This window comes from Williamsia sp. z34, from assembly GCF_059553395.1.
Window position 1 is genome coordinate 130,198 of record NZ_JCANWW010000006.1, and the last position, 12,497, is coordinate 142,694.

The 12,497-nt window shown below is 64.1% G+C and carries 11 protein-coding genes; 1 reads left to right on the forward strand and 10 read right to left on the reverse strand.

Going from position 1 to position 12,497, the window contains the following annotated elements; genetic code table 11:
- Nucleotides 1-71: 71 nt before the first annotated feature.
- From AC51GT_RS16420 to AC51GT_RS16465, 10 genes are all read right to left on the reverse strand, one after another.
- On the reverse strand, nucleotides 72-1,418 hold the full coding sequence (locus AC51GT_RS16420) for an NtaA/DmoA family FMN-dependent monooxygenase (RefSeq protein WP_496329444.1): 1,347 nt from the start codon (nucleotides 1,416-1,418) through the stop codon (nucleotides 72-74).
- Nucleotides 1,419-1,463: 45 nt separating this feature from the next.
- Nucleotides 1,464-2,528, reverse strand: a complete 1,065-nt coding sequence (locus AC51GT_RS16425) for an LLM class flavin-dependent oxidoreductase (RefSeq protein ID WP_496329445.1) — start codon at nucleotides 2,526-2,528, stop codon at nucleotides 1,464-1,466.
- 31 nt (nucleotides 2,529-2,559) lie between these two features.
- Entirely contained in the window at nucleotides 2,560-4,245 is a 1,686-nt protein-coding gene (locus tag AC51GT_RS16430) for an asparaginase domain-containing protein (protein ID WP_496329446.1), read from the reverse strand.
- Nucleotides 4,246-4,398: 153 nt separating this feature from the next.
- The gene (locus AC51GT_RS16435; protein WP_496329447.1) at nucleotides 4,399-5,166 is read right to left on the reverse strand and encodes an ABC transporter ATP-binding protein; all 768 of its coding nucleotides are present in this window, start codon (nucleotides 5,164-5,166) and stop codon (nucleotides 4,399-4,401) included.
- Nucleotides 5,167-5,197: 31 nt separating this feature from the next.
- Nucleotides 5,198-6,079, reverse strand: coding sequence for an ABC transporter permease (locus tag AC51GT_RS16440; RefSeq protein WP_496329448.1), 882 nt, complete (start codon nucleotides 6,077-6,079; stop codon nucleotides 5,198-5,200).
- Nucleotides 6,072-6,914, reverse strand: coding sequence for an ABC transporter permease (locus AC51GT_RS16445; RefSeq protein WP_496329449.1), 843 nt, complete (start codon nucleotides 6,912-6,914; stop codon nucleotides 6,072-6,074). The genes AC51GT_RS16440 and AC51GT_RS16445 overlap by 8 nt, the downstream gene beginning before the upstream one ends.
- Nucleotides 6,915-7,098: 184 nt before the next feature.
- The gene (locus AC51GT_RS16450; RefSeq protein ID WP_496324825.1) at nucleotides 7,099-7,908 is read right to left on the reverse strand and encodes an IclR family transcriptional regulator; all 810 of its coding nucleotides are present in this window, start codon (nucleotides 7,906-7,908) and stop codon (nucleotides 7,099-7,101) included.
- Between the two features lie 311 nt (nucleotides 7,909-8,219).
- The gene (locus AC51GT_RS16455) at nucleotides 8,220-8,996 is read right to left on the reverse strand and encodes an IclR family transcriptional regulator (RefSeq protein WP_496324826.1); all 777 of its coding nucleotides are present in this window, start codon (nucleotides 8,994-8,996) and stop codon (nucleotides 8,220-8,222) included.
- Nucleotides 8,972-10,264, reverse strand: a complete 1,293-nt coding sequence (locus tag AC51GT_RS16460; RefSeq protein WP_496329450.1) for a hypothetical protein — start codon at nucleotides 10,262-10,264, stop codon at nucleotides 8,972-8,974. The genes AC51GT_RS16455 and AC51GT_RS16460 overlap by 25 nt, the downstream gene beginning before the upstream one ends.
- Nucleotides 10,242-11,084 carry a VOC family protein gene (locus AC51GT_RS16465; protein ID WP_496329451.1) on the reverse strand — a complete coding sequence of 281 codons (843 nt, stop codon included), beginning with the start codon at nucleotides 11,082-11,084 and terminating at the stop codon, nucleotides 10,242-10,244. The genes AC51GT_RS16460 and AC51GT_RS16465 overlap by 23 nt, the downstream gene beginning before the upstream one ends.
- A 302-nt stretch (nucleotides 11,085-11,386) precedes the next feature.
- Between AC51GT_RS16465 and AC51GT_RS16470 the strand changes: the two genes are divergently transcribed.
- Entirely contained in the window at nucleotides 11,387-12,475 is a 1,089-nt protein-coding gene (locus tag AC51GT_RS16470) for an acetamidase/formamidase family protein (RefSeq protein ID WP_496324829.1), read from the forward strand.
- Nucleotides 12,476-12,497 lie beyond the last annotated feature (22 nt).

Genomic DNA, 12,497 nt, shown 5'->3' on the forward strand with positions numbered 1-12,497 from the left:
TCCGTCACCGCATCCCTTCCGAGTCGGACGTGGCCGGTGACCGGATGTGGCCACCGACGCTGTCGTCGATGCTAGCCGAATGCCTCCAGCCCCAGGTTCTCCCGCAGCGTTGCGCCCTCATATGACTTACGGAACCGGCCCCGCCTCTGCAGCTCCGGAACCAACAGTCCCACGACGTCGACGACATCCCCGGGTGTCGATTGCGGGTGGGAGATCATGAACCCGCCGCGGCTACCCGTGGCCTCGAAATTCTCCTCCAGATAATCTGCGACCTCGCTCGGTGTCCCGACCACCGTGTGGTCATATCCGGTCGCCTCTCGCCAGCCGTTGTCGATGAGTTCGGTCCGTGTCATCTCGTGGTTCTCGTCGTACTTCGCGAACAGATCACGGAAGGCCATCGGACTTGCATTGCGGGCCTTCGCCTCCGCCTGCAGGTCGCCGAGGGTGAAGGTGTCGGGCAATGCCGCGAGGTCGAGCCCGGTCTGATGGGACATGAACGCCGCGGCGCCGTCGCGGGGCAGGACATCCCGGAGCATCTCGCGCCGGGCCAGCGCTTCGGACCGGTCCCGGGCGACGATCACCTGGATGTCCCAGAGGATCCCGACCTTCTTCGGGTCGCGATCAGCACGGACCAGGGCATCGTCGAGTGCGGTGCGGTGATTGATGCGCTGAGCCGGATCCCACGCCCCACCGAACACGACATCGGCGAACTTCGATGACGCGTCGATACCGCGTGGGGAGCCGCCGGCCTGGATCAGCACCGGTGCGCCCTGCGGGCTCGGTACGGTGTTCAACGGTCCGACGACGTCGAAGAACTCGCCGACATGATTGATCGGCGACACCATCGTGGAATCTGCCACCTGACCGGTGACCTCGTCCCAGACGAATGCGTCGGGACCGACACTGCGCCACAGGGCCTGACAGACGTCGATGAACTCTTCCATCCGCCGGTACCGGGCATCGTGATCGGCCAGCTCTCTGAATCCGTAATTGGCGGCGTCCGCGCCGCGCGACGACGTCACCACATTGAAAGCTATTCGCCCGGAGGTGATGTGATCGAGCGAGTTGAGCAGACGCGCGACGTAGAACGGGTGCATGAAGGTCGAGGAGTAGGTCAGACCGAACCCCAGGCCCGTCGTATTCTGCGCGAGGGCGGCGATGAAGGGACTCATGTCCTGCCGGGGCCAGCCGACCCCCCAATGTACGGCGGCGTCGATCGAACCACCATAGGTCGACGGGATGCCCGTGCCGTCACCGAAGAAGATCATGTCCAGACAGCCACGTTCAGCCATCATCGCGACTTCCTGATACATCTTCAGATCCGGGAAGGTCGCACCCGCCCACGATCCCGGCAACCGCCAACGACCTTGGTGATGCGCAAAGGACATGTCGAGCGCCAAGCTCATTTCGTAAGACATGGGAAACCGACCTCGGGCGGCGTGAGAATTCGAAGGGAACAGATGTCAGGACGGTGTGACGGGATGGTCGAGCAGCGGGACGACATCGCGACCGAATCGCTCCATACCTTCGAGGAAATCGTCAAAGGTGAGCATGATTCCCGACGTGCCGGGAACCGCGGCGAGTTCGTTGAGCCGATCAGCGATGGATCTCGCCGACCCGGTCAACGGTGCTGCGCCGTAGAACGGGCTGATGTCGGTCCGATGTCGCTGCGCCACTGCGGCACTCGACCCGGCCGTGGCGGTGTCCCGCGAGTATTCCGCGACCATCGCGGTCAGCGCTTCGTGATCGGCGCCCGCCACATATCGACTGACGACCCGGTCGGCCTCGGCATCGGTGTCGGCGATGACCAGCGTTGCATTGGCAATCGCGGTGGGGTGCCTACCGGTGTCGCGGCACGCCTGCGCCAGCGCAGTGTTGGACCTCGACACCGCTTCCGGTGTCGAGCCGGCACCGAAGTGGTAGTCGGCGTACTCGGCGACGAAGCGTCGACCTCGAGGTGACGAACCCGCCGAGACCAGGTCGATGTGACCGGCCGGCTTGGGCAGGCATCGGGCGTCGTCGACCTGGAAGTACTTGCCGTGGAATGTCGCCGAACCCTGGGCCCACAACGTCTTGGCGATGTGGGTGAACTCGGAGAGCCAGTCGTAGCGCACGCTGTAGTAGTCCTCACCCGGCCATGCACCCATCTGCTGGTACTCGGCCTGATTCCAGCCGGCGACCAGGTTGAGTCCGAAACGGCCGCCCGACACATCATCGAGCGTCGCCGCGGTCTTGGCGGCCACCAGTGGGTTGATGGTCAACGGCGAGACCGTCGCGTAGAGCTTGATGGTCGAGGTGACGGCGCACAACGCCGAGGTCAGCGCCAACGGGTCGACCGTGTTGTCCCAGTGCGCCGTCGCCCCGCCGAACCCCCGGTACTTCAGCATCGACAAGGCGAATGCGAAGTCGAGTTCTTCGGCTTTGGCGACGATCCGGCGATTCAGATCGTAGGTGGGCATGTACTGGGGTGAATCTCGCGACAGCACCCAGCCGTTGTTGCCCACGGGGAGGAAAACTCCATACTTCATCGTCAGCTTCTTCCGTGCGGTTGGTGTTGGTTCAATGTGTGTCGAAGACAGCCTGGTATGCGCGTACTTTCACCCTGATCGCGTCGATTTCCTCATCGGTCGGACACTGTGGATCGACGGCCGGGGGCACGCAGCCGAACTTGAGCAGACATGCCATCAACAGCATGCGCGCCTTGGTCGCGGTGAGATTGCCTGCCGTGACGAACAATCCGCCCTGCCCGCCATATCGCGAAACGTAGCCTCCGCCACCGCGCCCCACCGCGACGACCGGAATCCCCGAGTAGACCGCCAGCTTCATCGCGGCAAGCAGCGACTCGTACAATCCCCCGTACGGCGACGATCCTTCCGCGATGAAACCCGACAGCGGGTACCGCGTCAGATTCGCCCTGATCCGGGCCAGCACCTCGACCTCACCATCGACGGAGTCCGAGAAGTCATCGGCGCCGAAGTTGGCGTATCGGTTGATGGTGACCTTCGGCAGTGCCGCCTCGAGGAGATTCCCGTCGGCATCCTTGATCGGAACATCCACCAGGACAGTCGATCCGTCGACGGAACTGACACCCTGCACAGAGTCGGGAAGCGCGGTCAGGCGCACTGCCGAGTTGTGGGTGTGTCGCGCCACCGGGATGAACGACAACACCGGGTCCCAGACGGTGTTCCCGACGATGCCGCCGTGTCCACCGGTGGCGATGTAGCCGCCGGGACGCGCATCGGCTTTCTGTACCTCGCGCGATGTGAAGATCTGCCCGTTCTGCACCATCACGACACCCACTCGGTCCGCGCCGGCCGCATCGGCCCACACACGCGAGGCGATGTACTTCGTCGACTGGATCAGATTGTGGTCGCCGTCGTTGCCGATGACCCCATGGGGATACTGGGATGCGTTGCCCACGATGGGAGTCCGCGTGTCGATCAGCAGGTTCAGCCAGTACAGCGTCTCTTCGGCAGTTGGGCTCCCCTCGAGCCAGATGCCTCCGTCGTAGTCATCTCCGCCGAGGGTCTGAGCAACCGCATTGGTCAGACGCGCCAGCGTGGGCAGCGCCGGTTCGTGCCGGGTCGGCTTGTAAGGAAAGTAGTCTTCGCCCAGCACCTCGGGCGAGATGTCGCCGTCACCGATGTCGGTGCGGGCAGCCGCGGGAAGCCCTTTGGTGTAACCACCCGACGGAGCTGCGCGCACGAAGTCGAAGTCCGCGAGACCGCCGAGTAGATTGTTGTATCCGAACTCGTCGATCCCGAATCGATCGATCTCGGAAAAGATCTGCGACGCATCGGGATAGAACTGTTGGCGCGGCTCCCCCGCCGAGGTGAATCCCGTGTCCCACGGGCGGCCATCCGATTGGCGTCCGGCGTAGGGCAGCAGATAGGGGCCATCCGAGGGCCGGACGGTCACCCGGTATACGGGGATACCGTCGACCCCCGACGTCGTACTGAACTCGCCGGTCACCGGATCGACGAAACCGTCTGGTTCGGAATGTGTTTCGGCGGCATCCTGCTCCAGCGGGTGTGCCGACAGCGCTTCGACGTACACCGTTGCGGAGGCCGCGAGGCGCTGAGACCGAATGGTGTCGAATCCGGCCCCCGATCCCGGCAGCCCTCGGTCCCGGCGTACGGAATCACTTGTCCTCAACACGCCGCTGTTCTGAATGGTTGCCCGCGGGCCGGAGAACACCGCGATCCGCGGTTTCCTCTTCGCGCTCGACTGGTCTTCTGAACTCATGGTGACAGTTAATCCCAGCAGTGTTGCGGGCGTGTAAAGCGCTGCCGCGCAACTGGTTACGCCATCCCGATGGTCACCCCTGGGGCTGTGTGCAGGCATTTGCGGTCAACCGCGGGGTACTTACGCCACCCGCCAGTTGCCTCGCGGACGCGGTCAAACGACAACGGGCTGTGCAGGCCGCATGACGAGCTGGAAGACCTCGGTGCGCAGCTCGGCGAATCGAGGTTTCAGTTTGGTGCTCACCTGGTCTCGGGCGTGACCGAGATCCACCGGGATGTCTGCGACCAGGTGACCCGGGTGTGCCGCCAGGACCAGCACGCGATCCCCGAGGTAGACCGCTTCGTCGATGTCGTGGGTGACGAAGGCAATCGTGACCTTGTACTCATCACGGACCCTCAGTACCAGGTCTTCGAGGTCAGCACGCGTCTGAGCGTCGACGGCGGCAAACGGCTCGTCCATCAGCATCACCTTGGGTTCGACGACGAGCGCTCGCGCGATCGCAACGCGTTGCTGCATCCCACCCGACATCTGCCACGGGTACATGTCACCCTGCCCGGGCAGGCCCACCGATGTCAGCGCATGTTCGACACGTTGGGCCACTTCCGATTTCGGCAATTTGTAGGCAGCCGCAGCCATGACCAGATTCTTCCGAACGGTCATCCAAGGGAACAATGATCGGCTGTAGTCCTGGAACACAACGGACAGACCGAACGGAGGACCGTCGACCCGCTGGTCACCGAGCATCACCTGGCCACTGGTCGGCGAAAGCAGACCCGCCATCATCATCAGCAGGGTCGACTTGCCACATCCCGACGGTCCGACGATCGAGACGAACTCCTCCTCGCCGATCGCGACGGTGGTGGAGGCGAGCGCCAAACGCTCACCATACGTCTTGGTGACCCCGTCGATTCGAAGCTTCATGACTCTCCTTGTGTGCGTTGTCGGTGATCGTCTACAGGTCGCGCAAAGAACTGCGGCGCTGCCAGCGCAGAATCCGCTTCTCGACGGTGGTCATGATGGCGTTCAGCGCGATACCCAGCACCGCGATCAACAGGAAGGCGGACCACATCTGCCGGTACTGGAACGTCTGCTGATAGACCATGACGTTGTAGCCCAACCCGGCTGTCGTCGCATACAGCTCCGAGATGATCATCAAGATGAGCCCGATACCGATGCTCACCCGCAGGCCCGCCATGATCTGCGGCATCGCTGCAGGCAACAGCACCCGCCGGTAGAGGTCCGGTTTCCCGAGCTGCATACTCCGGGCACTCCGAATCCACTGTGGGTCGACGCCGGCGACACCGTCTGCGGTGTTGACCACGATCAGCCACACCGTGCCGAAGAAGATCAGGAAGATGTTCATCGAGCTGTTGGGTCCGAAGATCTGGAACACGATCGGCAACAACGCGGCGTTCGGCAAGGACATGAAGAACCGCACGATCGGGTTGTACATCCCCGAGAGGATTTGGCTGCGTCCCAGCGCCATACCGAACACGACGCCGGCGACTGCGGCCAGGCCCCATCCTGCCGCGAGCCGCCCGAGACTGACCGGGACGGTGTCGTAGAACTCACTCGAGAGGAATAACATCGCCGGATCGCTCGACAGCCAGTCCTTGCGGAATTGCTCGAGAACATCGCTCAACGGCGGAAAGAACACCGTCGGCGAGTTCCGTGCGAACAACTCCCAGGCGATGAGCAGTGCCACGAGTAGCCACAGCGCCCAGATCGAACTCAGGACCCGCCGGGCAACGGCGAAGGTGGTCCGGGATCTCCGCCGCACCGCCGTCGGCCGCGTGACAACCAATTCCGGTCTTGCCTCGGTGATGCTAGACAATGTGCACCCACTTCATCGAAGTCTTCTCGATTCGCACGAGAACTGTGTAGACAGTCATCCCGATGACACCGATCACCAGCAGCATCGCGTACACCACGTCGATCCTCAGCGCCTGCTGGTACTGGACCATCAGGGTTCCCAAACCTGATTTGGCACCGAGCAATTCGGCACTGATGACCACAACCAACGCCACACCGGACGCGATGCGCAAGCCGATGACGATGGACGGCAGCGCACTCGGCAATGTCACATAGGCGTGCGTCCGGAGCCAACCCCACTGCATGGATCGGGCGGCGTCCTTACGCATCGGCTCCGTTGATGCGACACCGTACATGGTGTTGATCAGGACGATCCAGAACGTCGCATACACCGCGACGGACACCTTCATGTCCATGCCGAGACCGAAGATCAGGATCACCACCGGGATCAGTGCCGTCGCCGGAATCGAGCGAAAGACGTTGACCGCCAGCGTGGCCGGCAATGTCAGCCACGGGATCGTGCTGATGAGCAACCCCACCGCGACGGCGGTCACGGAGCTGAGCATCAACCCGGCGAGCCACGCCCACATCGTGTCACCGAGGCTCGAGAGGAACTCACCATCGGTCAACAACGAGGGCAGGCGCGCGGCAACCGCCGAGGGATATGGCAGAGAACTCGACGGCACGACGCCCAGTGCGACGACCACGGTCCACGCCGCCAGCAGGGTGACGATCCCGAGGGCGCCCAGACCGACGGCACGAACCCGAGCCGGATTCATCACCTTTCGCAGGCCACCGGCAGTGCGGACCCCCGCGGAGGGCTTCGCGTGCGAGGCAACCTCTTGTTGCGACGTCATCGTGATCATGGGGTGCGCCCTCTATTGCGTCGGAGTTGCTGCGAGACAATGTCTCGCACTACGAGACAATTCGACCAAGGCGCGGCTGTACTGTCAATCCGCAGCGGCTACCCAATCCCAGGATTTACCAGCGTGTCTCACGCCCGTAACGTGCGAATCCGCCCCGGAATCGGAGCCCGGGCAATCAACCGGGTCCGAGTTCGGCGGACAAGGCCTCCGCAGCGGACTTGAGGGCGGCGATATGCCGATCGATGTCTCCGCTGACCGACACAGACGTGGCCACCACCGCCAGCGCCGCCACGATACGGTCGCCGGCGAAGACCGGTGCCGACAGGGTCCGAAATCCGTTGACCACAGGCGATTTCACCGACACGTGCGTGGACCGGATACGTTGGAGCTCCTCGGCGAACTCGGGGTTCGTGCGTAGCTCCACCCGCGCCATCGCCGCCTCCGATTCGGGTAAGAACGCACAGAAGACCCGGCCCTGCGCCGAGGCCGTCGGAGAAAGCCGCGCACCGACGCGCACCGTCACCCGCGCCACCTGCTCGGTGTTGTCGTTGGTGGCCACGACAATTGGACTCTCACCATCCCAGACGCTCAGGACCACCGTCTCGCGAACCTCGGCGAGCAACTTCTCCATATGCACCTCGGCGCTCTTGATGACCGGCAGGCCGGCGCGGGCTGCCGCAGCGAGCGTCATGACATGAGGTCCCAACGAGTACATCGATTCGCCGTCATCGAAGCGAATGAGGTTCGCATCCCGCAGTGCCTTGGTGTAGCGGTGTGCCGTGGCCTTACTGGTGCCCAGCACAACAGTGATCTCCCCCAAGCTCATCCGAGGACACTGAGGCGTGAATGCCGCGAGGATCGTCGCCGCTCGTTCGACGGCCTGAATAGCAGGCAGGGCCTTGGCTTCGGGCTCCGGTTCCGTCCCGGGGTCCGAGGTCGGGGTCGGGGTCGGGGTCGGGAACGTCACCGTGGGGTCATCGGCCATGACCGACCCCCTGCACCCCTGCCAGATGGACGTCCGTGGCTGCTACGACTCGATACCGCACATGGTTCCTCTCCGTTGATGCCGACCGGGTGAGCGCAGCCCCCGCCCGAATGCAGGAAAGACCACGATGCGCGACATCGTCCTATTGGGAGGCTAAAGTCTCTGCCACTCATGCGTCAATGTGGGACACCATCTCGCAATATGAATCGCACTTCGTATCAGCGCCGTAACAATCCGGCCGATCCGGACACCACTTCAGACCACCGGACCACGGCAAGGTCAATCGCCGGACAGCGAATACCCGACGCACCTCATGCGTTGCCGAGGGCCGCCGACAGACGCTCGGCGCTGCTGCGGAGCGCGTCGATGTTTCGCTGGACCTGCTCATCACTCGCGACCGACGTCGCCACCACGGCCAGTGCCGCGACAACGTGGTCGGCCTGGAACACCGGAGCGGCCAACGTGCGAAGTCCGTTGACAACAGGAGATTTGACCGATACCCCGCTCTGGCGGATGCGCACCAACTCGGCGGCGAACTCGGGATCGGACTGGATTTCCCGGCGCAGCATCGGCACCTCCTCGTCGGGGAGAAAGGCGCAGAACACCCGCCCTTGTGCGGACGCGGTCGGAGACAGCCTGGCACCGAGGCGCACGGCGACACGCGCCACGTGATCGGTGTTGTCGTTGGAGGCAACCACGATGGGGCTCTCGCCGTCCCACACACTCAACACAACCGTCTCCTGGACCTCCCGCAGGAGTTGCTCCATCAACGGCTCGGCGAGTTTGATCACCGGCAGTCCGGACCGAGCCGCAGCCGCGAGCGTGAGCACCTGCGGGCCAAGTGAATACACCGTTTCGGTGGGGTCATAGCGGAGCAGGTTCACCTCGCGCAGCGCCTTGGTATATCGATGCGCGGTCGCCTTGCTGGTGCCCAGCGCCGCCGTGATCTCGTTCAGCGACAGCCTCGGCCGAGCCGGAGTGAAGGCAGAGAGGATGACAGCGGCACGTTCGACCGCCTGGATGACTGGCGCACCCTTTTCCTCCGGTGTCTTGGCCACCACCGTCACCTCTTCTCTCCAGCTGCCCATCTGCCACCGATGTCGGCGTAGATATGCGCAAAGCGCATCAGCTCGCTGACGCGCATGACGTCGCGATCGGCATCGTTGTCGTCAGCAACACTAACCGGCCCCGTCCGGACGGTTTCGACACCGGCCTCGCGGAGCAGCGCACCGTCCGTGGATCCGGTCCAGCCGGTCACATCGGGGACGCATCTTCCGTGGTGACTCTGCCACACTGCGCGCACCGTGTTCACGAACACAGAATCTCGTGGCGTGACGCCCGAGGCCTGCGGCGTCGTCAGCTCCACTGCGACAGTGCAGCCCTCGAGTGGGCTTCCCACGAAGGCGCGGCACATCGCCGAACAGAGATCGGCGCCCAGGTCGGCGACGACATCACCGGGCAGCGTCACGAGGTACGCGTAGAGATCGACATGGGTGGGCAGCAGATCGGGTTTACGAACCGAACCCGTCCGGACCGCGCCGATCCCCGCCTCACGCCCGATCTGACCGTCACGATGGCCGTCGCGCGTCAGCCGTAGTCGCCAGTCCTCGAATGCGGTGCACATCGCGCCGATGTGAATCGGGAGACCACCGGGTGGCTGTGCACGATCGCGGCTCAACACCGCGCCCCGTCGGCCCGACACCCGAATGCGTAGATATCCGGCGCCCGGCTCCTCCCAGAGGACCCCGGGTGGACCACACTTCGCCACGATCGCGGCACCTGGTCGGGGGTGGGCCTCGAGATGGTGCGCCAGGCCGCTGTAGGCCGCGTCGGCAGAACCGGGACGCTCACCGAGTGTGTTCTCATGTGTTCCGCCACCGGCCAGTACGAGCCGTAAGGAGCGTGGCGCGGCTGACGGCAACGACGCTGCGGCCCGGGCGAATCCGATCAATGCGGACGCCGCCGGCCCGCGCGCCACCCCGAGACCGAACGCCGAGACCGTATCTGCCTTTCGGGAGAATCCCGGCGACGCGTCGACCCACGAACCGGTGACCTCGTGATCCCGCGACCCGATTCCCGTCAGGGACGTGTCGAGGTGGGAGTACAGCAGCAGGTCATCGCGCGACGGAGCCCGTGTGCAGCACACCAGGTTCGCGCCGGTGCGGCCGATCTCGTCGGCCGTGAAGGACAACGCCGGCCAGCGGCGTCCGGCCCACACCGCGAGCGCATACGCCGTTTGCCGCTCCTCACCCCGCGGTGTCGGTTGCCCCGCGAGGACACCGATCGCTCCGATGAGGCTGTCGACTTCTTCGGCGTCGAAGCCGTCTACAGAGTCAGTGCGCCCAGGTCCGGTCATCGGCCTCCGCACGCCAGATGTCGATGTTGCGCGGATCCCGTTTGAGACGACGCGGACGGTGCGTTTCATGTTCTTCCGGACTGAAGACGCGGTGACCGTCGCAGAGTTCGTAACGGGGCCCATGCTTTTCGTCGAACAGATAGAACGCGATCGAGGTCGACGCCGAGTGGTTCACCACGTCACCCAGAATCTTCACGCCCTTGTACTGGGCGCGTGCACGACGCCGCATCACCCCGTCGATGTCGCCCATGATGAAGCACAGGTGCTCCAGGGCGAACTTGGTGCTACGACGGATCGCCAGGCTGTGGTGGTAGCGGTCTTCACAGCGCAGAAAAGCCGTGAAGTCTTCGACATGGTCAGACGGCAGGAATCCGAGGACATCGAGGTAGAAGGCAAGTGTCTGTTCGTATTTGTCGGTCACGATGAACGGGTGGACCAACCGCTGCGGCCGCAGGTCCGGCCACGGCTCCTCCGCGTACTCGAGGAAACCGGTGAACAACTCGACCAGGGTGCCGTTGGGGTCGCGGACGGCAAACCCGTCCTGACACAGCCCTTTCGTCCCATCGGTCAGCGGCAGGATCTCGTGTCCCGACTCGGCGACCCGCGTCCGCAGATCCGCGAGATCTTCATCGGCGACGTGGAAACCCACACCGTCGTAACGGAACTCGGTCAGTGACGGATCTGAGACCAGTTCGATACTGTGATGTTCCAGGCCGACCCGCAGGTAGGCATGGGACTCGTCGCGGCCCTCGGTGGCAAGGCCGACGTGGTATTCGAGGAATTCGATGGTGGCGACCATGTCTGGGACCGCTAGGCGCACGAATGCCACACCTGCCGGGCCCCGTCTGCGATTGATGCCTGGTTCGGACACGGACCCTGCCTTTCGTATGCGTGGAAGCCGTTGACGCCCACGGGTGACCACCGTTCACCAGCGGATACGAAAAGGGTAAAAGCCGCAGAACGTGCCGTCAAGCAATGCGGGACATCGTCTCGTATTGCAACACGTACGTAACCTAACGGCAGCGATCGGTCACTAACGTCCATGGTGGGGCGAGAACTCCCGCCCCGCCACCGGACGCTCGCTCCCCATTCCCATCTCCCCGCTCGAAAGGTTCATCCTCCATGCCCATCTTGCAACCACATTCCGGGGAACGCCTCGGCGATCATTACGTGGCCGCCTCCCCCAAGACGGTGTCGTGGGGGAGGTTGCCGACTCCGGACCGTGAACCCGTTCTCACCATCGCCTCCGGCCAAACGGTCACCATCGACACGATCTCTCACGAGGGATTGATGGAAGACCAGGGGCGGGACCCCCTGTCCTACTTCGCTTCCCACGGTGTGCCGGCCGGCGACGTCCTGGAGGACCTAGTCGAACTCGCCGCATCCGACGTGGTGCACACCAGGGGGCCGGACGGCCCACACGTTGTCACCGGACCAATTCACGTCGACGGCGCCAAGCCGGGCGACATCCTCAAGATCGAGTATCTGGACCTCACACCGCGGGTGCCCTACGGAGTCGTCTCGAGCCGTCACGGATTGGGCGCGTTGGCAGGCGAACGGCCGGTCAGCGATGAGACCGGTGAGCCCGTACCCATCATCAGCCAGTTCTGCACCGCGGACGTCGACGAGTTCACCGCAACGATGCGCTGGGGCGACACCCGGCGAATCACCTTCCCGCTCAGCCCGTTCATGGGATTGTCCGGACTGACCGCCGACACCGAGGTCGCCCTCAACACCATCCCGCCCGGCGCGCACGGCGGCAACCTGGACGTCCGCGACCTGGGACTGGGATCGACGATGTACCTGCCGGTCCAGGTCGACGGCGCCGGCTACTACATGGGTGACCCGCATTTCGCACAGGGCAACGGCGAGGTCTCGCTGACCGCGCTCGAGGCTTCCCTGCGCACGACCGTCCGGTTGACGGTTCTCTCTGCCCCGCAGGCCTATCCGGCCACCGGGGCCATCGACGGACCGTTCGGCGAGACCCCCACCCACTGGATCGCCATGGGATTGGATCAAGATCTCAACGAAGCCATGAAGAAGTGCGTTCGTGAGTCGATCCGGCTGCTCAGCCAGGTCGCCTTCGTCCCGGAGTCCATCGCCTACCTATATCTCAGCGCCGCAGGTGATTTCGTGGTCAGTCAGGTCGTCGACGACGTCAAGGGCGTGCATTGCCTGATCCGCAAGGCCGACTTCCCGGCCTGGGTCTAGAACAGAACCCGGCACCAGCGGC

Bases quoted from the DNA above. Each gene is read 5' to 3' on its own strand.
- AC51GT_RS16430 (WP_496329446.1), bottom strand. From the start codon at position 4,245: ATGAGTTCAGAAGACCAGTCGAGCGCGAAGAGGAAACCGCGGATCGCG.
- AC51GT_RS16425 (WP_496329445.1), bottom strand. From the start codon at position 2,528: ATGAAGTATGGAGTTTTCCTCCCCGTGGGCAACAACGGCTGGGTGCTG.
- AC51GT_RS16455 (WP_496324826.1), bottom strand. From the start codon at position 8,996: ATGGGCAGCTGGAGAGAAGAGGTGACGGTGGTGGCCAAGACACCGGAG.
- AC51GT_RS16470 (WP_496324829.1), top strand. From the start codon at position 11,387: ATGCCCATCTTGCAACCACATTCCGGGGAACGCCTCGGCGATCATTAC.
- AC51GT_RS16460 (WP_496329450.1), bottom strand. From the start codon at position 10,264: ATGACCGGACCTGGGCGCACTGACTCTGTAGACGGCTTCGACGCCGAA.
- AC51GT_RS16445 (WP_496329449.1), bottom strand. From the start codon at position 6,914: ATGACGTCGCAACAAGAGGTTGCCTCGCACGCGAAGCCCTCCGCGGGG.
- AC51GT_RS16435 (WP_496329447.1), bottom strand. From the start codon at position 5,166: ATGAAGCTTCGAATCGACGGGGTCACCAAGACGTATGGTGAGCGTTTG.
- AC51GT_RS16450 (WP_496324825.1), bottom strand. From the start codon at position 7,908: ATGGCCGATGACCCCACGGTGACGTTCCCGACCCCGACCCCGACCCCG.
- AC51GT_RS16420 (WP_496329444.1), bottom strand. From the start codon at position 1,418: ATGTCTTACGAAATGAGCTTGGCGCTCGACATGTCCTTTGCGCATCAC.